The 24,634-nt window shown below is 46.0% G+C and carries 25 protein-coding genes; 20 read left to right on the top strand and 5 right to left on the bottom strand.

Annotated features, from left to right (window positions below; all coding sequences use genetic code 11):
* Positions 1–245: IS200/IS605 family transposase (gene tnpA, locus BLS03_RS23395; protein ID WP_143015681.1), on the top strand; the 245-nt coding region annotated here is incomplete at its 5' end.
* A gap of 85 nt (positions 246–330) precedes the next feature.
* On the opposite strand, the gene rne is transcribed toward tnpA, so the two are convergent.
* Positions 331–3,477: a ribonuclease E gene (gene rne / locus BLS03_RS23390; protein ID WP_093279289.1), complete on the bottom strand. Its 3,147-nt coding sequence runs from the start codon at positions 3,475–3,477 to the stop codon at positions 331–333.
* A gap of 572 nt (positions 3,478–4,049) precedes the next feature.
* On the opposite strand from rne, the gene rluC reads away from it, so the two are divergent.
* Complete coding sequence (gene rluC / locus BLS03_RS23385) at positions 4,050–4,994, top strand: 23S rRNA pseudouridine(955/2504/2580) synthase RluC (protein ID WP_093279288.1); 945 nt, start codon at positions 4,050–4,052, stop codon at positions 4,992–4,994.
* Between the two features lie 85 nt (positions 4,995–5,079).
* On the opposite strand, the gene BLS03_RS23380 is transcribed toward rluC, so the two are convergent.
* On the bottom strand, positions 5,080–5,661 hold the full coding sequence (locus BLS03_RS23380; protein ID WP_093279287.1) for a Maf family protein: 582 nt from the start codon (positions 5,659–5,661) through the stop codon (positions 5,080–5,082).
* Positions 5,662–5,807: 146 nt separating this feature from the next.
* Here BLS03_RS23380 and yceD point away from each other — a divergent pair, with 146 nt between their 5' ends.
* The 16 genes from yceD (at position 5,808) to BLS03_RS23300 (ending at position 19,463) form a co-directional block, all read left to right on the top strand.
* Positions 5,808–6,332: a 23S rRNA accumulation protein YceD gene (yceD, locus tag BLS03_RS23375; RefSeq protein WP_093279286.1), complete on the top strand. Its 525-nt coding sequence runs from the start codon at positions 5,808–5,810 to the stop codon at positions 6,330–6,332.
* A gap of 30 nt (positions 6,333–6,362) precedes the next feature.
* A complete protein-coding gene (gene rpmF / locus BLS03_RS23370) occupies positions 6,363–6,533 on the top strand; it encodes a 50S ribosomal protein L32 (RefSeq protein ID WP_011080823.1) in 171 nt (56 codons plus the stop codon).
* Between the two features lie 9 nt (positions 6,534–6,542).
* Positions 6,543–7,568: a phosphate acyltransferase PlsX gene (gene plsX, locus BLS03_RS23365; RefSeq protein ID WP_093279285.1), complete on the top strand. Its 1,026-nt coding sequence runs from the start codon at positions 6,543–6,545 to the stop codon at positions 7,566–7,568.
* A gap of 5 nt (positions 7,569–7,573) precedes the next feature.
* Complete coding sequence (locus tag BLS03_RS23360; RefSeq protein WP_093279284.1) at positions 7,574–8,524, top strand: beta-ketoacyl-ACP synthase III; 951 nt, start codon at positions 7,574–7,576, stop codon at positions 8,522–8,524.
* Positions 8,525–8,604: 80 nt separating this feature from the next.
* Positions 8,605–9,528 carry an ACP S-malonyltransferase gene (fabD, locus tag BLS03_RS23355; protein WP_093279283.1) on the top strand — a complete coding sequence of 308 codons (924 nt, stop codon included), beginning with the start codon at positions 8,605–8,607 and terminating at the stop codon, positions 9,526–9,528.
* A gap of 14 nt (positions 9,529–9,542) precedes the next feature.
* Entirely contained in the window at positions 9,543–10,280 is a 738-nt protein-coding gene (gene fabG, locus BLS03_RS23350; RefSeq protein WP_093279282.1) for a 3-oxoacyl-ACP reductase FabG, read from the top strand.
* 235 nt (positions 10,281–10,515) lie between these two features.
* Entirely contained in the window at positions 10,516–10,749 is a 234-nt protein-coding gene (acpP, locus tag BLS03_RS23345) for an acyl carrier protein (RefSeq protein ID WP_004406112.1), read from the top strand.
* A gap of 85 nt (positions 10,750–10,834) precedes the next feature.
* A complete protein-coding gene (fabF, locus tag BLS03_RS23340; RefSeq protein WP_093279281.1) occupies positions 10,835–12,079 on the top strand; it encodes a beta-ketoacyl-ACP synthase II in 1,245 nt (414 codons plus the stop codon).
* 77 nt (positions 12,080–12,156) lie between these two features.
* Positions 12,157–12,963 carry an aminodeoxychorismate lyase gene (gene pabC / locus BLS03_RS23335; RefSeq protein ID WP_093279280.1) on the top strand — a complete coding sequence of 269 codons (807 nt, stop codon included), beginning with the start codon at positions 12,157–12,159 and terminating at the stop codon, positions 12,961–12,963.
* Positions 12,957–13,973 (top strand): endolytic transglycosylase MltG, encoded by a 1,017-nt coding sequence (mltG, locus tag BLS03_RS23330; protein ID WP_093279279.1) that lies wholly within the window; start codon positions 12,957–12,959, stop codon positions 13,971–13,973. The genes pabC and mltG overlap by 7 nt, the downstream gene beginning before the upstream one ends.
* Complete coding sequence (tmk, locus tag BLS03_RS23325; protein WP_093279278.1) at positions 13,970–14,602, top strand: dTMP kinase; 633 nt, start codon at positions 13,970–13,972, stop codon at positions 14,600–14,602. Before mltG ends, tmk begins: the two co-directional genes overlap by 4 nt.
* Positions 14,602–15,570, top strand: a complete 969-nt coding sequence (gene holB / locus BLS03_RS23320; protein ID WP_093279277.1) for a DNA polymerase III subunit delta' — start codon at positions 14,602–14,604, stop codon at positions 15,568–15,570. The genes tmk and holB overlap by 1 nt, the downstream gene beginning before the upstream one ends.
* Positions 15,561–16,328 (top strand): TatD family hydrolase, encoded by a 768-nt coding sequence (locus BLS03_RS23315; protein WP_093279276.1) that lies wholly within the window; start codon positions 15,561–15,563, stop codon positions 16,326–16,328. Before holB ends, BLS03_RS23315 begins: the two co-directional genes overlap by 10 nt.
* 446 nt (positions 16,329–16,774) lie before the next feature.
* Entirely contained in the window at positions 16,775–18,391 is a 1,617-nt protein-coding gene (locus BLS03_RS23310; protein WP_093279275.1) for a PTS transporter subunit EIIC, read from the top strand.
* Positions 18,391–18,867: an RDD family protein gene (locus BLS03_RS23305; RefSeq protein WP_093279274.1), complete on the top strand. Its 477-nt coding sequence runs from the start codon at positions 18,391–18,393 to the stop codon at positions 18,865–18,867. The genes BLS03_RS23310 and BLS03_RS23305 overlap by 1 nt, the downstream gene beginning before the upstream one ends.
* Before the next feature lie 182 nt (positions 18,868–19,049).
* Positions 19,050–19,463: a hypothetical protein gene (locus BLS03_RS23300; RefSeq protein WP_093279273.1), complete on the top strand. Its 414-nt coding sequence runs from the start codon at positions 19,050–19,052 to the stop codon at positions 19,461–19,463.
* Between the two features lie 62 nt (positions 19,464–19,525).
* Here the strand turns inward: BLS03_RS23300 and BLS03_RS23295 are convergent, their stop codons facing one another.
* Together BLS03_RS23295 and BLS03_RS23290 are read right to left on the bottom strand one after the other, a co-directional pair.
* Positions 19,526–19,618, bottom strand: coding sequence for a MetS family NSS transporter small subunit (locus BLS03_RS23295; RefSeq protein ID WP_093279272.1), 93 nt, complete (start codon positions 19,616–19,618; stop codon positions 19,526–19,528).
* Between the two features lie 3 nt (positions 19,619–19,621).
* Complete coding sequence (locus BLS03_RS23290; RefSeq protein WP_093279271.1) at positions 19,622–21,085, bottom strand: sodium-dependent transporter; 1,464 nt, start codon at positions 21,083–21,085, stop codon at positions 19,622–19,624.
* A 669-nt stretch (positions 21,086–21,754) separates the two neighbouring features.
* Between BLS03_RS23290 and cydH the strand changes: the two genes are divergently transcribed.
* Together cydH and BLS03_RS23285 are read left to right on the top strand one after the other, a co-directional pair.
* Positions 21,755–21,844: a cytochrome bd-I oxidase subunit CydH gene (gene cydH, locus BLS03_RS26255; RefSeq protein WP_143015680.1), complete on the top strand. Its 90-nt coding sequence runs from the start codon at positions 21,755–21,757 to the stop codon at positions 21,842–21,844.
* 15 nt (positions 21,845–21,859) lie between these two features.
* Complete coding sequence (locus tag BLS03_RS23285) at positions 21,860–23,011, top strand: patatin-like phospholipase family protein (protein WP_093279270.1); 1,152 nt, start codon at positions 21,860–21,862, stop codon at positions 23,009–23,011.
* A 71-nt stretch (positions 23,012–23,082) separates the two neighbouring features.
* Here the strand turns inward: BLS03_RS23285 and pyk are convergent, their stop codons facing one another.
* Positions 23,083–24,528 carry a pyruvate kinase gene (pyk, locus tag BLS03_RS23280; RefSeq protein WP_093279269.1) on the bottom strand — a complete coding sequence of 482 codons (1,446 nt, stop codon included), beginning with the start codon at positions 24,526–24,528 and terminating at the stop codon, positions 23,083–23,085.
* Positions 24,529–24,634: the final 106 nt, after the last annotated feature.

Below are 24,634 nucleotides of genomic sequence, written 5' to 3'. Positions count from 1 at the left end.
TTGTGATAGTCCCACCGAAAGTATCGATATCGACTTTAATGGGGATATTGAAAGGGCGTTCAGCTATCCGATTGTTTAATAAATTCCCGTATATTAGAAAGAAATTATGGGGTAATCATTTTTGGGCGAGAGGGTACTTTGTTGATACAGTCGGTGTAAATGAAGAGATCATCAGGCGGTATGTCAGGCATCAAGACAAGAAAGATCAAGAATATGAGGCACAGTTAGAGTTGAAAATGAACTAACAGCGAAGGAATGCCCCCTTTTAGGGGGCTGTAAACCAAAGCCGCCTTCTAAGAAGGCGGATTTTTACTGATAAGTGCTATGCACTTAGAAGCTGGTTTTTGACATTCCAGCGCTGGCTTGATTAGTCGCGAATTGACTACCTGCACCGCGTGAGTTGTAACGCTCAGTGCGGAACTCAGCGGCTACGATAGTAATTTCTTTTAATTCATTACTACCCGGCGCTTTTGTCATTGCTGATGCTGCGTGGCCTTTAAATGCTTTGCTAGGCTTAGCTTCTGATTTATCAGCTACCGTTGCTACAACTGGTGCTGGTGCCTGTGGCGCCTCAACCATTGCTTCTTGGGTTTCTGCAACCGCTGCTTCTACAATAGGTGCTTCTATAGCGACCTCTTCAGCAACCACTTCTTCTACAGCAACTGACTGAGCTTCTACCTTGGCAACATTGTTTGCCTTGACAGCATCGTCAGCTTTTACGGCTTGAACGATTGGCGCTGGTTTATCGCCTGCGAGCAATGCTGGTTCAGATTGCTGCAACTCAGGCTCTGCGTGGTAGTCTTCGGTCACAGCAGGAGCGGTGATGACTTCCTCAACGATGCGTTCTGGTTGTGCAGGTTTGATTGAAGCTGCTTCAACTTTGATTGCTTGGCTCGGAATGATGACTTTACCCATCGCCATTTCAGGACAAGCGACACCGCCAATTACGCGTGTTTCAAGTACTTCTTGAGCCGGTTTTTTGTCGACTTTCTTCGCTAGGTCATAACGTGGCATCACTTTACCCATTGCCATCTCAGGAGAGGCAACCCCACCTTTACGTAGGCGGAATGGGTTAGGGCGACGATCACGACCGCGACGGCGGCGTTGACCACTAGCACGTAAGTGACGAGGTGAGCGACGGTTGCGACGTTGTTTGCCATTTTCTTGGTTAGCATCGACATTTGCGTCTTGCTCAACAACCGCTTCAATTTGCTGTTCTTGTTCAACCTGAACGGCTGCTGCAAGCTCTTCTTGGGCCGCTTGCTCTGCTAATTGTTCTTGGTTTTGAACGCGAACTTGCTTGGTCAGTTTGCGTTTTTGACGACGCTCTTTAACTTTCGCGGTTTTCTCTTCAGCTTTTGGCGCTGCCTTCGGCTTGTCAGTAACATGAGCTTCAGCGGCTAGCTTCAAACCTTCCTCAGCGACTTTGCTTGCTTTCGCATCTTCGTTGCGTTTGTTGTTGCGACGATCTTGCGGTTTCTTACGAGCTTGCTGCTTGGTGCGGTTGTCTGCGTTGTTATTATCGCTTGGCGCTTCGTCACGTGGCGATTTCTTCGCTTTATCGCGATTGGTTTCACCGCGTTTCGCGTTGTCGCGATTACCATTAGTGCGACGTTGCTGATCATTACGGCCACGACGATTACGGTTATTACGATTGTTGCGATTCTGGTTGTCTTGTGCTTGAGTTTCTTCAGGCTCTTGCGCTGGTTTATCTTGAGCGGTTTCAGCTTCAGATGAACCGAATAGGCTACCAAGTGCTTTAACAAAGCGGCCAAATAGACCTGGAGTCGACGGCTGTTCTGCAGGCGCAGGCGCTTCTGCCACTGGGGCAGGTTTTGGCGTAGGCGCTGGTGTGGGCGCAGATTGCGCCGGCGCTGCGAAGCCCTTAAGCACTGGTTCTTCAATGCGTTTTGGTCGCATTTCGGTATCAGAGCTTTCACGGCCTTCCGCTTCTTTCATCTCATCAAGCTTTTTCGGTAGCAAGTATGAAAGGAGATCGAATTCTTCACCTTCTCGAACACGAATCACTTCAAAATGCGGTGTTTCCATGTCTGAGTTTGGTACAACGGTGATTTTAACTTCTTGAATGCGTTCAATATGATTAACTGAGCGACGTTTCTCATTCAATAGGTAAGAAGCGATAGGCACAGGGACAACCGCCAGCACTTGTGCGGTGTTGTCTTTTAGTGCTTCTTCTTCAATCAAACGCAGTACTGATAGCGCTAAAGATTCGTTGTCGCGAACCACGCCCGTACCTGAACAGCGAGGACAGATATGGTGGCTCGCTTCCGCTAGAGATGGGCTCAAGCGTTGACGAGACATTTCTAGCAGACCAAAGCGTGAGATACGGCCGATCTGAACACGAGCACGGTCAAGACGTACAGCATCACGCAGACGGTTTTCGACTTCACGTTGGTGGCGTACTGGCGTCATATCGATAAAGTCGATAACGACCAGACCGCCTAAGTCGCGCAAACGTAACTGACGTGCAATTTCGTCTGCTGCTTCTAAGTTGGTGTTCAGAGCGGTTTCTTCGATGTCACCACCTTTCGTCGCACGTGCTGAGTTGATATCAATTGATGTCAACGCTTCTGTCGGGTCGATAACAATCGAGCCACCAGAAGGCAAGCGTACTTCGCGTTGGAAAGCGGATTCAATCTGGCTTTCGATTTGGTAGTGACTAAAGAGTGGCACTTCGCCTTCGTATTTTTTCACACGGTTGACGAAATCAGGGCGCACCAAACGAATATGCTCAAGAGCACGTTCATAGATGGTATTGCTATCAATCAGGATTTCACCGATATCACGACGCAAGTAGTCACGGATCGCACGAACGATAACGTTACTCTCTTGGTGAATCAGGAATGGTGCTGGATTGGAATCTGATGCTTGCTTGATCGCGCCCCAGTGGTTCAGCAGAACATTTAAGTCCCATTCAAGCTCTTCTGCACTTTTACCAACCCCTGCTGTACGGACGATTAAGCCCATACCTTGAGGCAGTTCCAGTGTGCTCAATGCAGCTTTCAATTGTGTTCTTTCGTCACCTTCGATACGGCGAGAAATACCGCCAGCTCGAGGGTTGTTTGGCATAAGAACTAAGTAGCTACCAGCGAGAGAGATAAAGGTGGTTAAGGCTGCGCCTTTGCTGCCACGCTCTTCTTTTTCGACTTGAACAATGACTTCTTGACCTTCGCTTAGCACCTCTTTGATGCTTGGACGACCTTGATATGTATAACCTTGAGGGAAGTATTCACGGGCAATTTCTTTAAGAGGAAGGAAACCATGTCGTTCAGCACCATAATCAACAAATGCAGCTTCTAGACTTGGTTCAATGCGAGTGATACGTCCCTTGTAAATATTCGCTTTCTTTGATTCGTGACCTGGGCTTTCGATATCAAGATCGAACAGCTTTTGGCCATCAACCAAAGCAACACGCAACTCTTCTTTTTGAGTCGCGTTAATCAACATTCTTTTCATTTAAAATCTCGTTATATTTCTTCGTTTTATGTCTTTGTTGCTTGGTTCGTCTTCACGGTGCCAGATCCCATGGCTTTATCGGTACAGCCTCCCGGCTGGAGGGATGCTCTTGGGGCACTTCAGTCTTCACAAGCGAAACGTTTGCTTGTGAACCGCGATAGGCGGAAAATACTCTTAAGCATGATATGACGATGAGTAGGGCAACAAACGACTGACGGTTAAAAATGTCTTACGCCATATGCGGCACTTTAACTGTCAGCAAATTACTCAATTTTTGCTCAAAAATGCTGGGCTTTTTTATAATTGCAAGCAAAGCATCCATTGCAGCTGTGAACTATAGCAGTACGCGGTAGAGTCAGCAATCTGCATTATCATGGTTCTTAAAAAAAAGTCATTTTTTGTAACTTTAAGTCGCTGTTTTTTTGAAAATTTTGTAAGAAAATACTGCTTTACTATCTATGCTGGTGAAAATGTGTTCGTATCGAATGATAGCTCACATCAAAAATAGAAAACCGCCATGATTGAACCAACAAAATGTGAAATCGCGCAGCAGTGAGTGATAGAATATCGCCATGAGTGAAATAAGAACCCAAGTCCAGTTCGTCGATATCGACGATGATATGGCTGGCCAACGAGTTGACAACTTTCTGCGCAACCAGTTGAAAAGTATACCTAAGAGTATGATTTACCGAATTCTCCGTAAAGGCGAAGTGAGGGTAAATAAGAAACGCGTGAAAGCAGAGTACAAGCTAGAAGCTGGGGATGTGGTACGAATTCCGCCAGTGACGGTGACAGAAAAGCCACAAGACGAAGCCCCGAGTACCAAGCTCAACAAAGTAGCCGAACTTGAAGATAAAATCATCTACGAAGATGAACATCTGCTGATTTTAAACAAACCTTCAGGCACCGCTGTTCATGGCGGTAGTGGTTTGAAATTTGGCGCGATTGAAGCACTGCGTGCGCTAAGACCGAATGCGCGTTTTTTGGAGTTGGTGCACCGCATCGATCGTGATACATCCGGAATTTTATTGGTCGCGAAGAAGCGTTCGGCTCTGCGTCATCTGCAGGCTCAGTTTCGAGAAAAGACCGTGAACAAATATTACTTTGCTCTCGTGATGGGTAAGTGGAAGCCTAGCTGTAAAGTGATTAACGCGCCGCTGCTGAAAAATGAAGTCAACAGCATTGTGCGAGTAAATCCACAAGGCAAGCCTTCAGAAACACGTTTTAAGATTCTTGAGTCGTTTGAGCAAGCGACACTGATCCAGGCAAGTCCGATTACGGGGCGAACTCACCAAATTCGCGTTCACACTCAATATGCGGGTCATCCAATTGCTTGGGATGACCGTTATGGCGATCGCCGCTTTGATGCGTACACATCAAAGGTAGGATTGGATAGATTGTTTCTTCATGCAGCCAACATTCGTTTTATTCACCCCAAAACTGAGCAGTGGATGGACGTGAATGCGCCGATGGAAGAGAAATTACAGCGCGTGCTGGATGGGCTTCGACGCGTGTAGTTGAATGGCCTGCGATATCGCAGGCCGCTTTATTCAAGCTCAACAATATTTTCAAAACTCAACAATGCCAAGTCTCGTTAAGCGTTCAAATAACGTTAACGCCCTGGGCTTTCAATAGCTCAATTAAGTCAATCAACGGCAGCCCAACCAGTGTATTGGGATCTTTGCCTTCTAAACGCTCAAACAGCGCAATTCCCAAGCCTTCACTTTTAAAACTGCCAGCGCAGTTGAGTGGCTGTTCTTTATCAACATAATTCTCAATCATGCTGGTTGATAGCGATTTAAAATGGACAGTAAACGTATCGAGCACTGTGGTGGTTTGCTGACTGTCGCTGTTATGCAGTGCTAATCCAGTATAGAAAGTGATGCTTTTACCGCTTTGGCGCTGTAATTGAGCGATAGCTTTAGAACGGCTATGTGGCTTACCAATTATTTCACCGTCGATGACGCACACTTGATCACTGCCGATGATCAATTGGTGAGGTGCATTGGCGCAGGATTGGGCTTTTTTTTGTGCCAGACGCATGACCAAATCCTGTGGCGATTCATTACTGTATGGGGTTTCGTCGCAATCAGGTTCGGCGGTGACAAAAGGCAGTGCCAATTTTTCCAGTAAGCTTTTTCGAAAAGGAGACGTGGAGGCTAAAACAAGTTGGTAATTTGCCATTTTCTATTACAATCGTGAAAGGTTTTGCTAAGAATAAACGAATATTTTGGCATAAGACCAGTTCTGGCTTTTAAAAGGAAAAAAACTCCAAGTTTTTGTCCTTTTTCTTTGACTCAAATAGATTTGGAAGATAGAATTCGCGCCCTATGCAAAAGGTAAAAATACCGCGAACGGTTGATCCTGGCCGTGCTGCGCAAAAGCGTCTTGATTATGATGGTATCATTCAAGCGAGCTTGCTTAAGCGTTTACAGGACTCAGTCGAAGGCGTTAAACGCGACGCTCAAGTGTCATTGTCATTTGGGTTAGATGAACAGCAACTCGTTGTTATCTCTGGTAAAGCTAACATCGAAGTTGAATTAGAATGTCAACGCTGTAACGAAACTTTCGCACATGAGTGCGATGTCCAATTTACTTACACGCCGAATAAAGGCGCCAAAAGTGAAGAGGAAGCACCGGAAGAGTACGATTTGGTAGATCTGAACGAGTACGGTGAAGTGGATTTAATACAGTTGATTGAAGACGAGTTCATTCTAAACTTACCCCAAGTTGCAATGCATGATGAAGCGGATTGTAGCGTTGATTCAGATAACATGGTGTTTGGCGAACTTCCTGAAGAAGTTGTGGAAGAGAAACCGAATCCATTCGATGTTTTAAAAAGCTTAAAGAAGTAATTCGTTAAGCATTAGATAGGAGTAGGGTCCATGGCCGTACAACAAAACCGTAAAACACGTTCTAAGCGTGGTATGCGTCGTTCACACGATGCGCTAACTACAGCAGCTCTATCTGTTGATGCAACGTCAGGTGAAACTCACCTACGTCACAACGTGACTGCTGAAGGTTACTACCGCGGCAAGAAGGTTATCAACAAGTAAGGTTGACCTTTGCAAAATATAACCGTTGCACTTGATGCAATGGGCGGGGACTTCGGTCCTCGCGTCACAGTGCCTGCCGCCGTGCAGGCACTGTCGCATTTCCCAGAGCTCAAAGTGATCCTCATAGGTGATCGGAACTCGATCACATCTCAGTTGTCCTACCTTGGTCATCAGCCTAATGCTCGTTTGAGCATCATTCATACTGACCGAGTGATTTCAAATACAGAAAAACCCTCTCTCGCGTTAAGAAAAAGTGCTGGTAGTTCAATGGGTACCGCCATAGAACTGGTCGCTGACAGCAAAGCCGATGCTTGCGTTAGTGGCGGAAATACCGGTGCGTTAATGGCTTTATCCCGTTTCCGACTAAAATTACTTCCAGGAATTGAACGTCCTGCGTTGGTGTCTGCATTACCGACAGCAAGTGGACGTAAAACGTGGATGCTGGATCTTGGGGCCAATGTCTCAAGTGATGCAGATTCTTTGTTTCAATTTGCCGTAATGGGCAGTGCGTTGGTCGAAGAGATTATTGGCCATGCACCACGCGTCGCAATTCTGAATATTGGTGCCGAAGAGATAAAAGGTAACGATCTTGTGAAGCGCTGTGCAGAGATGCTAAGCCAAACCCACGAAGTGAATTTTATCGGGTATATAGAGGGGAATCAGTTACTTCACGACGCAGCGGATGTTGTTGTCTGTGATGGCTTTGTTGGCAATGTGTGCCTAAAGACGTGTGAAGGAACTGCCCAACTTTTCATCGATAAGATGAAAGAGAGGATGATGGCCTCCTCGATAAAGGGCTGGATTGCAAGAAAATTGTTTTCTGGATTATTTAATGAACTAAAAACACTGAACCCCGACCAGTATAACGGCGCAAGTTTGCTAGGATTGCGCGGCATCGTCATTAAAAGCCACGGAAGTGCTGATGTAGAGGCTGTCGTCAATGCCATTGGCGAAGCCATACACGAGGTCAAACGACAGGTACCCAGCCGTATAAGCGATCGTTTGGAAGCGGTTTTACTCGAGAGGCATTATTAGTCTTCATGTATAGCAAAATTTTAGGTACTGGCAGCTACCTGCCATCTCAAGTGCGTACGAATGCAGACTTAGAGAAAATGGTAGATACGAGCGATGAGTGGATCGTTACCCGTACTGGTATCAAAGAGCGTCGTATTGCAGCTGAAAACGAAACCGTAGCCGATATGGCTGCATTCGCGGCGGAAAATGCAATCGAAATGGCGGGCATAAATAAGGAAGACATCGATCTTATTATTGTTGCCACCACCAGTGGTAGCCACTCTTTTCCTTCTTCTGCTTGCCAAGTTCAAGCCAAACTTGGTGTCCAAGGTTGTCCTGCCTTTGATTTGGCTGCGGCATGTTCAGGATTTATTTACGGGCTATCGGTTGCCGATCAGCACATTAAATCGGGCATGTGCAAACACGTACTTGTCATTGGTTCAGATTCTTTGTCAAAAACTTGTGACCCAACAGACCGCTCGACTATCATCTTATTCGGTGATGCGGCAGGTGCTGTGGTATTAGGTCCAAGCGAAGAGCCGGGCATTTTATCTACGCACGTGTATGCAGATGGTCGATTTGGCGAATTATTAAGCCTTGAGCAACCTCATCGCGGTCAAGATGCCGATAAGTGGCTGCATATGGCGGGCAACGAAGTATTTAAAGTTGCAGTGACTCAGTTGTCTAAACTGGTAAAAGACACTTTAGATGCCAACGGTATGCATAAGTCTGAGCTCGATTGGCTGGTTCCTCATCAGGCGAATTATCGCATTATTTCTGCGACAGCGAAGAAGCTTTCGATGTCGTTGGATCAAGTTGTGATCACTCTAGATAGACATGGCAACACGTCTGCTGCCACTGTTCCGACAGCGCTTGATGAAGCGGTGCGAGATGGCCGTATTCAACGCGGACAAATGCTGCTTCTTGAAGCCTTCGGTGGTGGTTTTACTTGGGGCTCAGCACTGGTTAAGTTCTAGGTAACCCAAAGAATTCATAAACTTAAGATGCACAAAAAGGTGCATCTTATTCTTTCTGACTCTGTCTATAGGAAAAAGAAATGAGCAAGTTTGCTATCGTATTTCCAGGTCAAGGTTCACAAGCTGTTGGTATGCTTGCTGAGCTTGGCGAACAGTATGATGTAGTAAAACAAACCTTCGCGGAAGCGTCTGACGCATTAGGCTATGACCTATGGGCTTTGGTTCAAAATGGCCCAGCAGAAGATCTTAATCAGACATTCCGTACTCAACCAGCACTTTTGGCGTCTTCGGTTGCTATCTGGCGTGTTTGGCAATCTCTTGGTTTGGCTCAGCCTGAGAACCTAGCTGGTCACAGTTTAGGGGAATACTCAGCGTTGGTTTGCGCTGGCGTTATCGACTTCAAACAAGCGATCAAACTGGTTGAACTGCGTGGTCAATTGATGCAAGAAGCCGTACCAGCAGGTACTGGCGCTATGTACGCGATCATCGGTCTTGATGATGACGCGATTGCCAAAGCGTGTGAAGAAGCGGCGCAAGGCGATGTGGTTTCTCCAGTAAACTTCAACTCGCCAGGCCAAGTGGTTATCGCGGGTAGTAAAGATGCGGTTGAACGTGCAGGTGCTTTGTGTAAAGAAGCGGGCGCGAAACGTGCGTTGCCTTTACCTGTCTCCGTTCCTTCTCACTGCGCTTTGATGAAACCTGCGGCTGACAAGCTTGCCGTTGCGCTTGAAGCGATTGAGTTCAATACTCCAGCACTTCCAGTTATTAATAACGTCGACGTTGCTGCAGAAACGGATCCTGCAAAAATCAAAGATGCGCTGGTTCGTCAGCTATACAGCCCAGTTCGCTGGACTGAAAGCGTGCAGAAGATGAGCGACCAAGGTGTGGAATCTCTGCTTGAGTTTGGCCCTGGTAAAGTTCTGACCGGTTTAACCAAGCGTATCGTGAAGACATTAAGCGGTGCAGCTGTAAACGACGTGGCTTCGTTAGAAGCGGCGAAGTAAGAAAGGGAAAGTAAATGAAGAATCTTGAAGGCAAAATCGCTCTTGTTACTGGCGCAAGCCGTGGCATTGGCCGTTCTATTGCTGAATTGTTGGTCGAGCGCGGTGCAACCGTAATCGGTACAGCAACGTCAGAAAACGGCGCAGCAGCGATCAGCGAGTATCTTGGTGCAAACGGAAAAGGCCTCGCTTTGAACGTTACTGAGATCGATTCTGTGGAATCAGTGTTGAAAACTATTAACGATGAGTTTGGCGCCATCGACATTCTCGTTAATAATGCAGGCATCACTCGCGATAACCTATTGATGCGAATGAAAGATGAAGAGTGGACCGATATCATCGATACCAACCTAACATCTATCTTCCGTTTATCTAAAGCTGTGTTGCGTGGCATGATGAAAAAACGTAACGGTCGCATAATCAATGTTGGTTCTGTGGTCGGTACTATGGGTAACGCGGGTCAAACTAACTACGCTGCAGCGAAAGCGGGTGTAATTGGTTTTACTAAATCAATGGCGCGAGAAGTCGCTTCTCGTGGTGTAACAGTGAACACTGTTGCTCCTGGTTTCATTGAAACGGATATGACCAAAGCGTTAAATGACGAGCAGCGTGCAGCTACTTTGTCTCAAGTCCCAGCTGGTCGTTTAGGCGACCCACGTGAAATCGCATCCGCTGTTGCGTTTTTAGCGTCACCAGAGGCGGCATACATCACTGGTGAAACTTTGCATGTCAATGGTGGCATGTATATGGTCTAATGCTCAAAGTTGGTAGAATTTTGGTTGTTTCTCTTTGGGTATTTTCGCCTATAGTATGTGGAGATGGCCAATGTTTTGCGCAACATTTGTGCATGATTTAAGTCAAAAATGTATTGAATTTCGGTAAAAATCGCGAATTTGTGGTTTGACCAGCAAGGACCCCCTTGCAACTTTCAATAGTTCGAATAAACTACGGAAACATCGCATAGAGCGAAATCTGTAAAGGAAAAGAAAAATGAGCAACATCGAAGAACGCGTAAAGAAAATCATTGTTGAACAGCTAGGTGTAGACGAAGCAGAAGTTAAAAACGAAGCTTCATTTGTTGATGATCTAGGTGCTGATTCTCTAGACACTGTTGAACTAGTAATGGCTCTAGAAGAAGAATTCGACACTGAGATTCCAGACGAAGAAGCTGAGAAAATCACTACTGTTCAAGCTGCAATTGATTACGTAAACAGCGCTCAGTAATATCTCTCCCAGGCGGCCTTCTGGCCGCCTGTGTTTTATCTTCTATACCTCTCATAGAACAACTTCAATTCCGGAGAATAGAATCGTGTCCAAGCGTCGTGTTGTTGTCACTGGCATGGGTATGTTGTCACCGGTAGGCAACACTGTAGAATCCTCTTGGAAAGCCCTGCTAGCCGGTCAAAGTGGTATCGTGAATATCGAGCATTTTGACACTACCAATTTCTCAACTCGTTTCGCAGGTCTAGTGAAAGACTTTAACTGCGAAGAGTACATGTCTAAAAAAGATGCACGTAAAATGGATTTGTTTATCCAATACGGCATCGCAGCGGGTATTCAAGCGCTAGATGACTCTGGCCTCGAAGTTAACGAAGCGAACGCCGCGCGTGTTGGTGTCGCTATTGGCTCTGGTATCGGCGGTCTAGATTTGATCGAAAACGGTCACAAAGCGCTCGTCGAAAAAGGCCCACGTAAAGTTAGCCCATTTTTTGTTCCATCAACCATCGTAAACATGGTTGCTGGTAACCTTTCCATTATGCGTGGTCTACGCGGTCCAAACATCGCGATTTCAACTGCGTGTACGACGGGCCTTCATAACATTGGTCATGCGGCACGCATGATTGCCTATGGCGATTGTGATGCTATGGTTGCTGGTGGTGCTGAGAAAGCATCTACGCCACTTGGCATGGCTGGTTTTGGCGCGGCAAAAGCACTTTCGACTCGTAACGATGAGCCGCAAAAAGCGTCTCGCCCGTGGGATAAAGACCGTGACGGTTTTGTTCTCGGTGATGGTGCTGGCGTTATCGTGCTTGAAGAGTACGAACATGCTAAAGCACGCGGTGCGAAAATCTACGCTGAACTGGTTGGTTTCGGTATGTCTGGTGATGCTTACCACATGACGTCACCAAGCGAAGATGGTTCAGGTGGTGCGCTTGCAATGGAAGCAGCACTACGCGATGCTGGCCTAACGGGCGAGCAAATCGGTTATGTCAACGCACACGGCACGTCTACGCCTGCTGGTGATGTTGCAGAAGTTAAGGGTATTAAACGTGCTCTTGGCGAAGCTGGCGCGAAGCAAGTATTGGTTTCTTCAACCAAATCAATGACCGGTCACCTTCTTGGTGCTGCAGGTTCGGTTGAATCGATCATCACCATTATGTCTTTGGTTGACCAAATGGTTCCACCAACCATTAACCTGGATAACCCAGAAGACGATCTCGATATTGATCTGGTACCAAACACAGCACGTAAAGTAGAAGGCATGGAGTACGCTCTATGTAACTCATTTGGCTTTGGTGGTACTAACGGTTCGTTAATCTTTAAAAAGATTTAACTGGGTCGCGATCATTTCGTGTTAAAACGGCTTAGTGCTCTCAGCATTGAGCCGTTTTTGTATCTAAGGAGTGCTAAGTGTATTGGGTAAACGGACAGAAATGCGAGACGGTCGAGCTAGATGATCGTTCATTTCAATATGGGGATGGGTGTTTCACCACCATTTTGACCAAACATGGCGAGCCAATATGCTGGCCTTATCATGTTGAACGCATGACGGAGTGCCTCAAACGCTTAGCGATTCCAAACCCTGATTGGTATCAGGTGAAAGCTTGGCTACAACAGGCGGCTTTTAGTGATTCTGTCGCAGGGATCAAAATTCATATCAGTCGTGGTCGAGGAGGAAGGGGATACAGCCCTACTCAAGCCCACTCCGCTAATGTTACAATCAGCGCTTTTGCGTATCCGAATCATTACAAAGTATTAGCTGAAAGTGGCGTTACGCTTGGTGTTTGTCAGCAAAAGCTAGGCCTCAATCCACTGCTTGCTGGCCTAAAGCATAATAACCGCTTAGAACAAGTTCTGCTCAAAGCAGAGATGGATCAGCAAGGGTATATCGATGGTGTTGCTTTAGATATCACAGGCAACGTTATTGAAACTACGATGGCGAACTTGTTTTGGCGCCAAGGATTGCAGTGGTTTACCCCGAGTCTTGAACAAGCGGGGGTCGCTGGCACTATGCGCCGCAGCGTGCTTGAAGTACTCGATAGCCAAGGCATTAAAGTCGACATTGGGCATTTTTCATTGGCGCATCTGAGGCAAAGTGACGAGGTATTGATGACCAACGCGATTTTAGGTGTCGCGCCCGTGGTGGCTATTACTGACTTACATTATTCGATCGGAACACAAACCAGACGTCTTCAGGAGCATTTTAAGTCGTGCTAAAAAAACTTATCGCACTCGGATTGATTGCTATTGTCTTATGTATCGGTGCCTATGTTTACGTGACTCACCAAGTCGCCAATTATATTGCTCAGCCGTTAAAGCTCGAACATCCCCAACTTTTTACCGTTAAACAAGGCACCAGTTTAAATCGTGTGCTGGCGCAACTCGAAAGCGAAAACCTCATTGCTCGCCAGATGTATGCCAAGCTGCTGCGTTTTCAATATTCAAACCTGACTCAGATTAAAGCCGGTACCTATCAGCTGACGCCTGAGATGGATCTGCAAAACGCGCTTACCATCTTTATCTCAGGCAAAGAGCATCAATTTGCTATCACCTTTGTTGAGGGAAGCCAGTTTAAAGAGTGGCGCATGGCGCTAAAGAGCGCTGAACACCTTAAGCATGTTACTGACGACATGAGCGAACAGCAGATTGCCGAGGCGCTCAATATCGACAAATCAGTACTTGAAGGATTGTTCTTAGCCGAAACTTACCACTACACCTTGGGTACGTCGGATCTTGATATTCTCAAACGCGCTCACGCTAAATTGACCAGCGTACTTGATAAAGCGTGGGAAACCAAAAAGCCCGATTTACCACTGAAAACCCCATATGAGGCACTGATCCTCGCGTCTATCATCGAGAAGGAGACCGCGGTAGAATCAGAGCGCAGCCGAGTGGCTTCAGTGTTTACCAATCGCCTTAAACGTCATATGCGTTTGCAAACTGACCCAACGGTGATCTACGGGATGGGAGATGCCTACGACGGTAACATTCGTAAGCAAGATTTACGCAAGCCAACACCGTATAACACATACGTGATAAACGGCTTGCCACCGACGCCGATCGCGATGCCGGGTAGCGCTTCAATTCAAGCGGCTTTAAACCCAGAGCAAAGTCATTATCTGTATTTTGTGGCGAGCGGCAATGGCGGCCATGTTTTTTCCAAAACTCTGGCAGAACATAACCGCGCCGTGCGAGCCTATTTGAAAGTATTAAGAAGTCAAAGATGAAACCAGCAAAATTTATCGTTATCGAAGGATTAGAAGGGGCGGGGAAGAGTACCGCCATCGCTGCGGTATTGGCCACACTTCGAGAGCATGGCATTGATAACATCACTCATACTCGCGAGCCGGGCGGCACTGTATTGGCCGAGAAAATGCGCGCTTTAGTGAAAGAAGAACACGCAGGTGAAGAACTTCAGGACATGAGTGAGCTATTACTTATGTATGCCGCGCGTGTGCAGTTAGTTGAGACGGTTATTAAACCAGCACTAAACGCTGGAGCTTGGGTGGTAGGCGATCGCCACGATATGTCATCACAAGCGTATCAGGGGGGAGGGCGACAAATTTCCACCGAGACTATGGCGGCACTAAAATCCACCATTCTTGGCGGCTTCAAACCGGATTTAACCCTCTATCTGGATATTGACCCACGTATTGGCCTTGAACGCGCTCGCGGGCGTGGAGAGCTGGATCGCATCGAAAAGATGGACATCAGCTTCTTTGAGCGCACTCGCGAACGATATCTAGAATTAGCCGCGCAAGATTCAAGCGTGATAACCATTAACGCAGCTCAAACCATCGAGCAAGTCTCAGCGGATATTCAAGCTGCGTTGAATCAATGGCTGGAGCACGCTTAATGTCGACAGAACTCTATCCTTGGCTGAAGCCGTTATGGCAGCAATGGCAATCCAATTTGGAAACCAAGCGGTTTTCAAACGCGAGCCTATTATTGGCCGAGGATGGTATGGGGGCAGAGCAAATTGTCGAGCGTGTGACTCAAGCGCTGATGTGCACTAACTTTGACAGCGAACCTTGTGGTTTTTGCCATAGCTGCCAATTGATGCGCTCGCAGACTCACCCGGATTTTCATGTTATTGCGCCGGAAAAAGCGGGCAAGACGATTACCGTTGATCAAATTCGTGAGTGTAATCGTTTGGCACAAGAGTCATCCCAGCTGTCAGGCATGCGTGTCATGGTTATTTCGCCCGCGAATGCTATGAATGAATCGGCGTCTAACGCGCTGCTGAAAACGCTCGAAACGCCGAGTGAACGCTGTATCTTTATTTTAGTGGCGAATCAAGCCCAACAATTGCTACCAACTATTGTCAGTCGTTGTCAGCAGTGGCGTGTTACGCCGCCTCAAGCAGAGCAGTTAACGGCTTGGCTTAGCAAGGTATGCCCAAAGCCCATTCCGGATTTCGCACCCCATATTAATGGTTTGTCACCGTTAAAGACTCAGCAGTTTGTTGAGCAGGGCGATGATAAGCTTTATCAGGGAATAGAGCAGCAGTTAATCGCTTTGTGTGGTGGCGATTCAGGTCAGCTTATTGAGCTTGCTAAGCAACTTGTGAGCGACGATAACCAACGTTTGATCTGGCTTTGGTATCTGCTCAATGACGCGCAAAAAGTGCATTTCGGGCTTGAACAGCCGCATCACACACCGGGCGCTCACGCACTGGCAGAGCGAAGCGGCTACGACTTACTCTATACTCAAACTCAAAAGTTACAGTATTTGATTGGTGACTTAAAGCAGCATACTGGTCTTAATAAAGAGCTGCTGATTATTAACTGGTTAACTCATTTTGTAGGTGAAACATGTATGTAGACTCACATTGCCACCTTGATAAGCTTGATTATCAAGAGCTACACACAGGAATTGATGACGTTATCGCGAAAGCCAAAGCGGCAAATGTCACCGAATTACTCTCTGTAGGCGTAACTCTGGATAGTTTTCCTGCTATGTTGGAGATGATTGAGCCGTACGACAATGTCTACGCTTCATGTGGTGTCCATCCGTTGGACGTCAAAAGTGATTTTGCGCTGGATACCTTGCATCAATACGCTAAGCATTCCAAAGTGGTTGCGATTGGTGAAACAGGGCTTGATTATCACTATGAGCCAGAAACTGCAGAGCTGCAAAAATTGCGCTTTGAACAGCAAGTCGCGCTCGGTGTCGAACTCAACAAGCCACTGATTATCCATACTCGTAACGCTCGGCAGGATACCTTGGCTATTTTACGCGAGGGGCAGGCGCAAAAGTGTGGCGGTGTTATTCACTGTTTCACCGAAGATCTGGCCTTTGCTGAAGCTGCGATGGAACTGGGTTTTTACATTTCGATTTCGGGTATCGTAACTTTTAAACAAGCCACAGAACTTAAAGAGGTGGTCAAAGCGCTTCCTCTTGAGCGGCTTTTGATTGAAACGGATTCACCGTATTTAGCTCCAGTGCCACATCGAGGTAAACAGAACCAACCCGCTTATGTTGTCGAAGTTGCTGCCTATATTGCACAGCTTAAAGGGCTAGGTATGAAAGAAGTTGCTGAAAAGACAACACAAAACTTCCAAAAACTTTTTTTACGGTGAAAATTAAATTTCTCGCAAAAAGAAGGCAACATGCCTTCTTTTTTTTATTTCAATGAGGTTGAGCACATAGTTTGAGCTAGGTCTTATCAGCTTTTTGTATCCGTGACTAAAATTAGCACAAATGATAATTATGTTAAAAAAATAACATTCGACTCTATTTTGTTTACCCACCGAAATTAATCAAGCTCGATTAAAAGTCTTTAAAAAACAGCCTGTTGTAGTGTTGAAATCCTTTTCATTAATGAGAAGGGATTGTGATCTGTATATTAGTTTGGAACTTATTTTTCTAAGTCGCTAGAAAGTTTGTCGAGCATCAAGATATATTTAGAGCCGGAAAATATACTCTTACAAGTAGTTACATTTTCTATAGGTGCTAACCTAAAGGCCATGGGGGTGTGCCGTTAGTGCCCATACAATTCTAATAACTTTATCAGGAGCATAAATCTATGAAAGGTTTCTTTAGTAAACTTTCACAAGCTATCATGCTACCGATCGCGCTTTTGCCCGCTGCCGGTATCATGTTGGGGATTGGGGGTAGTTTTACTAACCCAACCATGATCGAAGCCTATAACATTGGCATCTTACAAGATGGCACTGCTCTAAACAGCTTCCTACAAATTATGACCGCCGCTGGTGGTATCGTTTTCGCTAACCTTCCGGTTATGTTCGCTCTTGCGATCGCGGTTGGTTTTGCACGCGCGGAAAAAGGTGCGGCTGCGCTTGCTGCTCTAATTTCTTATCTTGTAATGAACGTTGCGATTGCTAAAACATTGGTGGTTGGCGGCATGCTTGATGCTGAAACCAACACTGTTGTCCTGATGGGCGAGCACTACGCAGGGGTTCTTGCTGATATCCTAGGTATTTCAAATACGCTAAGTATGGGTGTGTTTGGTGGTTTGATTGCAGGTGCTATCACTGTTGCTCTGCACAACAAATACCATGACGTACGTCTACCAGACTATCTAGGTTTCTTCGGCGGTGCGCGTTTCGTACCTATTATCAGTGCGTTCGCTGCATTGTTCTACGGCATCATCCTAACCTTTATCTGGCCATACTTCGGTGCTGCGTTCGGCTTCATCGGTAATGCTCTAGGTGAAATGACAGCTTCTGGTAACGGTTACTTTGCATCGTTCATCTTTGGTATCATTGAACGTTCACTTATTCCTGTTGGTCTGCACCACGTATTCTACTTGCCACTATGGCAAACAGAGATCGGTGGTACTGCACAAATCGCAGGCGAGCTAATCAAGGGTACGCAAAACATCTTCTTTGCTTCTCTAGCATCAGGTGACTTCTCTCACTTCACGTCTACTAACTTTATGACTGGTAAATTCCCATTCATGATGTTCGGTCTTCCAGCAGCGGCATACGCGATGTACACGCTAGCGGATGCTGAAAATAAACGTGCTGCGGGTGGTCTATTGTTCTCTGTTGCATTGACTGCATTCCTAACAGGTATTACAGAACCAATCGAATTTACTTTCTTGTTCTTGTCTCCTGCACTTTACTACGCACTTCACGTGCCACTAGCAGGTATCTCATTCTTGCTAATGGATATCCTAAACGTGAAAGTAGGTATGACCTTTAGTGGTGGTTTCATCGACTTCAGCTTGTTCGGTATGCTTCCTGGTCTAACTGGTGTTAATAACCACTGGTACTTCATTCCTGTAGTTGGTGTGGTTTACGCGTTTGTTTACTTCTTCCTATTCCGTTGGTACATCCTTAAATTCGATGTTAAAACTCCAGGTCGTAAAGGCAGCGCAGTAGCGGTTGTTTCTAAGAAAGATTACCACGCTTCAAAAGCAGGCGGCGGTGACGACGCTAAAGCGGTAGCGATGATTGAAGCTCTAGGCGGCGAAGCAAACATCGTTGACGTAGATGCATGTATCACTCGTCTACGTATCACTGTTAAAGATTCTAGTATCGTTAAAGGTAACGACTACTGGACTCAAGAGCTGGGCGCTCGTGGTTTGGTGAAAGTGGGTGACACTGGTATCCAAGCAATCTACGGTGCTGAAGCGGCAGGTTACAAAGCTCAGATCAACGCCAAACTTGGTAAGTAATGAGTATTAAGGAAAAATTTAAACGTACTGGGGCATTTGTCATAGATTTATCTATCGCCAAAATGTTTACCCAAGTGCTAGTGAGCGGTGTGATGGCTTTCCTGAGCATCGCTTTCAAAAGCGGTGGCGTTGAGAAGTCGGTGGCTTTCAACGACACACTTGCGCTGCCACTGCTTCTCGCGCTGTACGTTTTTATTTTGCTGCTTTTTATTGGTATCTACGTAGGTTATCACTGGGTCTGTTACCGCTTTGTAGGTAACTCGTTGGCTCGATATTTTTTAGGTATGAAGGTTCGCTCGGTTGAAAGTGATAGCGAATTGAGTTTAAACCATTATTTGATGCGTGAGTTTTACAAAATTTGTCTAACGTTGTGCACCATAGGTTTATATGCCGCTTATAGCGCAGCTCAGTATTACACTTTCTCTCGTTCTCCATACCATGATAAGAAAATGGCGACGACAGTGACGCTAGCTTGATAGCTAACTGACTGAGATACAAAATGATTAAAAAAGCCGACATCCATAGGGTGTCGGCTTTTTGTTTATTGGTTGCTATCGTTATTTTGTATGTAACTTACATTTGGTTGACATAACAGGGCGTAATGACCATTAAAGTGACCTCACACAAACGTTAAGCAACAAAATAAAGGTAAGGAACCATGAAAAGCTTAAAAACTGCTGGAATCGTCTTGGTATCTCTTAGCGCATTTGCGAGCGGTGCAAACGCGGCGCAAGATTCTTCTCTTGCAGTCGGTTTGGCTGTCGATCAACAGTTGAGTGCAGTGGTAGAACTCAACAACACAATGCGTTTTATTGTTGGTAATGATGGCGCAGCGTTTGACTATCTATTTGCTCAAGGCGACTTAAATACTCAATATCCGCTGACTTGGTATGTCGGTGGCGGCGCCTGGGCGGAATGGGACGATGACTTTGGTGCTCGTTTACCGTTAGGTATCAATTGGAGCTTGCCAAACAACTGGGAAGCGTATGGACAGATTCAGCCAGAGCTTCAACTCAGCGATGATGTTGAATTACAAATCGGTGCCGCAGCAGGTATTAAATACCGTTTCTAACGGGTATTGAAAGCATGAAAAAGCCGACACTTGAGTGTCGGCTTTTTGGTATTGTGGATGCGTTATTTACTCATTGCACGCTTGATGCAGATGGCAGCGCCGCCCCAGGTAATGCCTAGGCCGATAATCATCATAATAATCGCACTGGTTGTCATAACTTAGTACTCCTTACGGCTAGTGACGTTGATAATCACACCAAAGATGAATAGTACAGCGATCATGACCCAACCTAGAGTGAGATTGTAGCCACCGTAACCTTCGGTAAGTAGGGTGTGAATTTTGGTTGATAGAATGATAGCTAGAATCACTGGCGTGATAACTAACAAACAAACGTCGAACCAACGGCTGATACGAAAATCTGAAATTGCGTTTACGTATTCACGAACTTCAGGCACTTTCTTCAGCATCCAAGCCATCAGTAGAATTTCAACAAAGCCGCCAGCGACGATACCAATGTTGTTGGCAAAGTGGTCGACGAGGTCAAGTAGCAGTAGGCCGCCGTTGGTTGCAAATGCCATAGACACAACAAAACCAACACCAATCACAATGTTTGCTGCTTTCTTACGGCTCCATTTCATTTTGTCGATAACCGCTGAGGTTACCGCTTCCATAATGGAGATGTGGGAGCTTAGACCTGCAACCACGAGAGCAAAGAAGAACAGTGGGCCAAGAATATAAGGTGCAGGCAGTAGATTGATAGCGGCAGGTAGCGTAACAAACGCCAAACCAACACCTGCTGAAACTACGTCAGTCAGCTCTTTGCCTTGCTCTTGTGCCATGTAACCCAACACAGAGAAAATCATGATGCCAGATAAAATCGAGAAACCACAGTTCAACAATACGGTCATAAACGCGTTGTTAGTGATGTCTGATTTTTCTGGTAAGTAGCTCGAGTAAGCCAACATGATGGCAAAACCGATACTTAGGGTGAAGAAGATCTGTCCGTAAGCTGCCGCCCAAACTTTGACATCCCAAATTTTGCTAAAGTCAGGTTCAAACATGTAGTTCACACCGTCCAGTGCACCAGGTAGGAACACCATACGTGCGATCAGCAAAATGACCATCACAAATAGGACTGGCATCATGATTTTTGATGCGCGCTCAATACCGGCTTTTACACCACCAACGATGGCTGCATAAGTGATTGCCCACGCAATCAACATAGCACCAGCAATTTTCCATTGAATGCTACCTAGACTGGTTGGCGAGTTGTCACCACCAAGTTGTAGGTATTCACCAAAGAAGAAAGCGTTGGTATCTGTGCCCCAGCTTTGGCTGAACGACATTGAAAAATAAGAGATAGCCCAGCCGATAACCGCTACGTAGTAAACGGCGATAACGGCGGCAACGCCCACTTGGAACCAGCCTAGCCACTCAAATTTTTGATGGATTCTGCTGAGTGTTTTCGGCGCGGAACCACGATATTTCTGGCCCATGCTGAACTCTAGAATCATGAAAGGTATACCGGCCGTGATCATGGCAAAAAGGTAAGGAATAAAAAATGCTCCGCCGCCATTCTCGTATGCCATGTATGGGAAACGCCAAATGTTTCCTAAACCGATTGCAGATCCTACTGCGGCTAGAATAAATCCAGCTCGGGATCCCCATTGTTCTCGCTTCATTGTTAACTCCTTACAACTCCCTGAGGTATGAAGCTTTTCTTTAATCATCGTGACTAAAGCTCAAATAGGCTGTTATACCTAAGTAACTGTAAAGTGTGGCTAAATGTCACATTCTCTAAGTTAAGAGCTATATTTGGTTTATTATTTTGATTGATTAAGGAAAACTCAGAATTTTATTCTTAATTATACGATGTGTGTTTGCGAAAACTGAAATTTTCAGCTGCGCGTAAGAGGAGACTACCGATTAATCACTTGTAAAGCAATAGATTGTAAAATATGCCTAGCATGATGTTTTTGGTTATATCATTTGATGTTTGTTTTATTTTTGGTGTTAATTCCTGTTATTTTTTTATATTCCGGTTTATATGATTACTTAAAACTATATGTATAGAAGAATATTTATGGTTAAAACTAAGTGTCTATGACTGATTAATGTGCAGTTACTAGGTTTTGATGTGCTAGAAGTGGTTATTTAATGAGCATGATGTTCTATTCGTCAGTCCATCTCTGTGATTTGTAAAGGTGAGCTCATAGAGTTTCCAAGCCATCCTTGAAAACTCATTCTTTGTAGTGCTATATATGTATGCACCTATAACACTATGGCAACTAACGAGAAATAGGTTTACATTAAGCATGGTTATTGTTGGTTGTACTCAATGAGAGGTATTTATGGAACGCAATTTAAAACACGCACTAATGATTGTTGTCGCTTGTTATGTAGTATTTTTTGGCTATGGTTTCATTGCGATTGGCTCTTAATCTGGTCGCTGCGCAATGAACAATAGCGGTGTTATTACTCACGCTGCCACTTCGCTCGACTTAGATAAGTTTCAAAAATACATCGGAGGTAAGCACGCTCTTGTTGCCCAAGGCGGGGGACAGAGAGGTATTTTTACTTCCGGTGTGCTTGATGCCTTTCTACTTTCTAATTTTGATCCTTTCCATGAGTTCTACGGCACATCCGCCGGAGCCTTAAATTTATGCGCTTACCTATGCCGTCAAAGTGGGCTAGGGCGGGCTTTTATTACCGAACTCACCACTGATCCACAATTCTTTCACCTTTTTAGTTATATTCGTCGTAAGCAATACCTTGATTTAGATTGGGCGTTAAACCAGATCTGTGAATACCCGTATAAACTTGATATTGATATGGGGCGCAGGGCTCTTGGTAAGCGTAAAGCGATGGCGGCGGTGACGGATAATGCGACCATGCTTGATCAATATTTGCCAATGCTTGGTGATGATTGGATGAAAGTGCTGATTGCATCTTGCGCGATTCCGCGTCTTTATCATGAGCCTGTTGAGGTCGGTGGCCGCTTATATGTCGATGGTGGGGTGTCGGCATCGATTCCGGTTCAAGAAGCTTGGCGCCAAGGCGCGCGTTGTATCGTGGTGATTCGCACCGAAAGCGAAACGCTCGATCAAGAGAAGCAGTTGGCGTCATTGGAAACAGCGGAAGTTGAGCGCTTTCGCGAGCTTGAGTGGTTCCGAGAGTCATTTAGCTCCATTCAAGAGCAGTGGCAGCAAAAGTTCACCAAATGGAAATCTGGCTGGAATGGTTTTCTGATCCAACAACTCGATCGTTCGCGCGAGCAGAAAAAGAATCAAGGCTTGGTCGAGCCAATCAATGGTGGGCGCTGGCTGTTTGGCGCCGATGATATTTATCGCGTTAGCCACTTATTGGGCGACAAATTTGACGCCGGTTTGGCCGATATGCTGATGGTGCATTATCAAACATATTCGCTAACAGAAGAGTTTTTGAGTGAGCCACCTGATGATTGTTTTGTGGTCCAGATTCGCCCAGAACAGCCGCTTAAATCGACGTCGCTACTGAGTAAAAAAGAAGATTTGTTCCACGACTATGAGCTTGGCTTAGCGGCGGGGTATCGGTTTGTTGATACTTATTCATCACTCAAGTCTCGATGATATCTGTGAATGATAAAAAGGGCTGCGCGGCAGCCCTTTTTAGATTCAAGCATCGATGATTCGGTTTAGGTTTACATCACAGGTAAAATGCGAATGCAGTTGGTTGAGCCTTCTACATCCATAATGTCGCCTTGAGTGATGATCACCATATCGCCGTACTCCAGCAACTTCAGGCTCTGCAAGGTTTTAATCGCAGCATTCGCCACTTCAATCCCAGTTTCGTCTTTGCCATCAAAATAAATCGGTGTCACGCCGCGAAATAGGGCGCAGCGATTGAGTGCAGTATCATTTTTTGATAGCGCAAAGATGGGCAAGAAAGAGTTGAGGCGCGAAGTCATAACCGCTGTGCGACCTGATTCGGTTAAGTTAATGATCGCTTTAATCCCTTCCATATGGTTTGCCGCATAAATCGCGGCCATAGAGGTTGCCTCTTCCGAGGTTTCAAAGGTGGTGTTGATGCGGTAAGTCTGCTGGTCGTACTCCATGGTCTTTTCGGCGCCAATACACACATCCGCCATGTAGCGCACAGTTTCAACCGGATATTTGCCCGCAGCGGTTTCACCTGAAAGCATGACCGCATCGGTGCCATCAAGCACCGCATTGGCTACATCCATCACTTCGGCTCGTGTCGGCATTGGGTTTTCCATCATGGATTCCATCATTTGCGTTGCCACAATCACGATTCGGTTGAGATCTTTGGCGCGGCGAATCAGCTTTTTCTGTACCCCGATAAGCTCAGCATCGCCAATCTCAACGCCTAAATCACCGCGAGCGACCATAATGGCATCGGAAGCACGAATGATATCGTCGATGTTTTCGCTACTTGCAACGGTCTCTGCACGCTCGACTTTGGCGACTAATTTGGTTTCGAGCCCTGCATCACGCGCGAGTCGGCGTGCATAATTCATGTCTGCGCCATTACGAGGGAAGGATACGGCTAGGAAGTCGACCTTGAGCTCGGCAGCCAGCAAAATGTCGCGCTTATCTTTTTCGGTAAGGGCATCAGCAGAAAGGCCACCGCCTTTTTTATTGATGCCTTTATTGTTGGACAGCTTGCCACCGACCAAGACTTGAGTATGAACTTTATTACCATCGACTTGGCTGACTTGCAGTTGAATACGCCCGTCATCAAGTAGCAGAATATCGCCAGCCCCAACATCTTGCGGCAAATTTTTGTAGTCAAGACCGACTGCATCTTGGTTGCCTAAACCGGCTTCCAGTTCACTGTCTAGAGTAAAGGTGTCGCCAACGTTTAAGGTTATTTTACCGTCTTGAAAGGTTGAGATACGAATTTTGGGACCTTGCAGGTCGCCTAAAATGGCGACATGAATACCGAGTCTTGCAGCGATATTGCGTACTTGAATCACGCGTGCACGGTGGTCATCGGCGCTACCGTGAGAGAAGTTCATTCGCACCACGTTGGCACCAGCGGCTATTATGGATTCGAGAATGCCTTCGCCATCGGTTGATGGACCGAGAGTCGTGACAATCTTGGTTTTTCTTAAAGCAGAAATCATAGAGCGGGATCCTTATTATTGGTGTTTGTTAAGTATACGCAGCCTCAAAGGTTTTGCTGATGCACCGAGCATAAAATTCAATTCTGTATCAATAAAAATGGAATAC

Origin of the sequence: Vibrio xiamenensis (assembly GCF_900100015.1) — a bacterium.
GTDB classification, from domain to species: domain Bacteria; phylum Pseudomonadota; class Gammaproteobacteria; order Enterobacterales; family Vibrionaceae; genus Vibrio; species Vibrio xiamenensis.
Note: the sequence above shows the minus strand (reverse complement) of the source record. Positions and strands in the feature narration are given on the sequence as shown.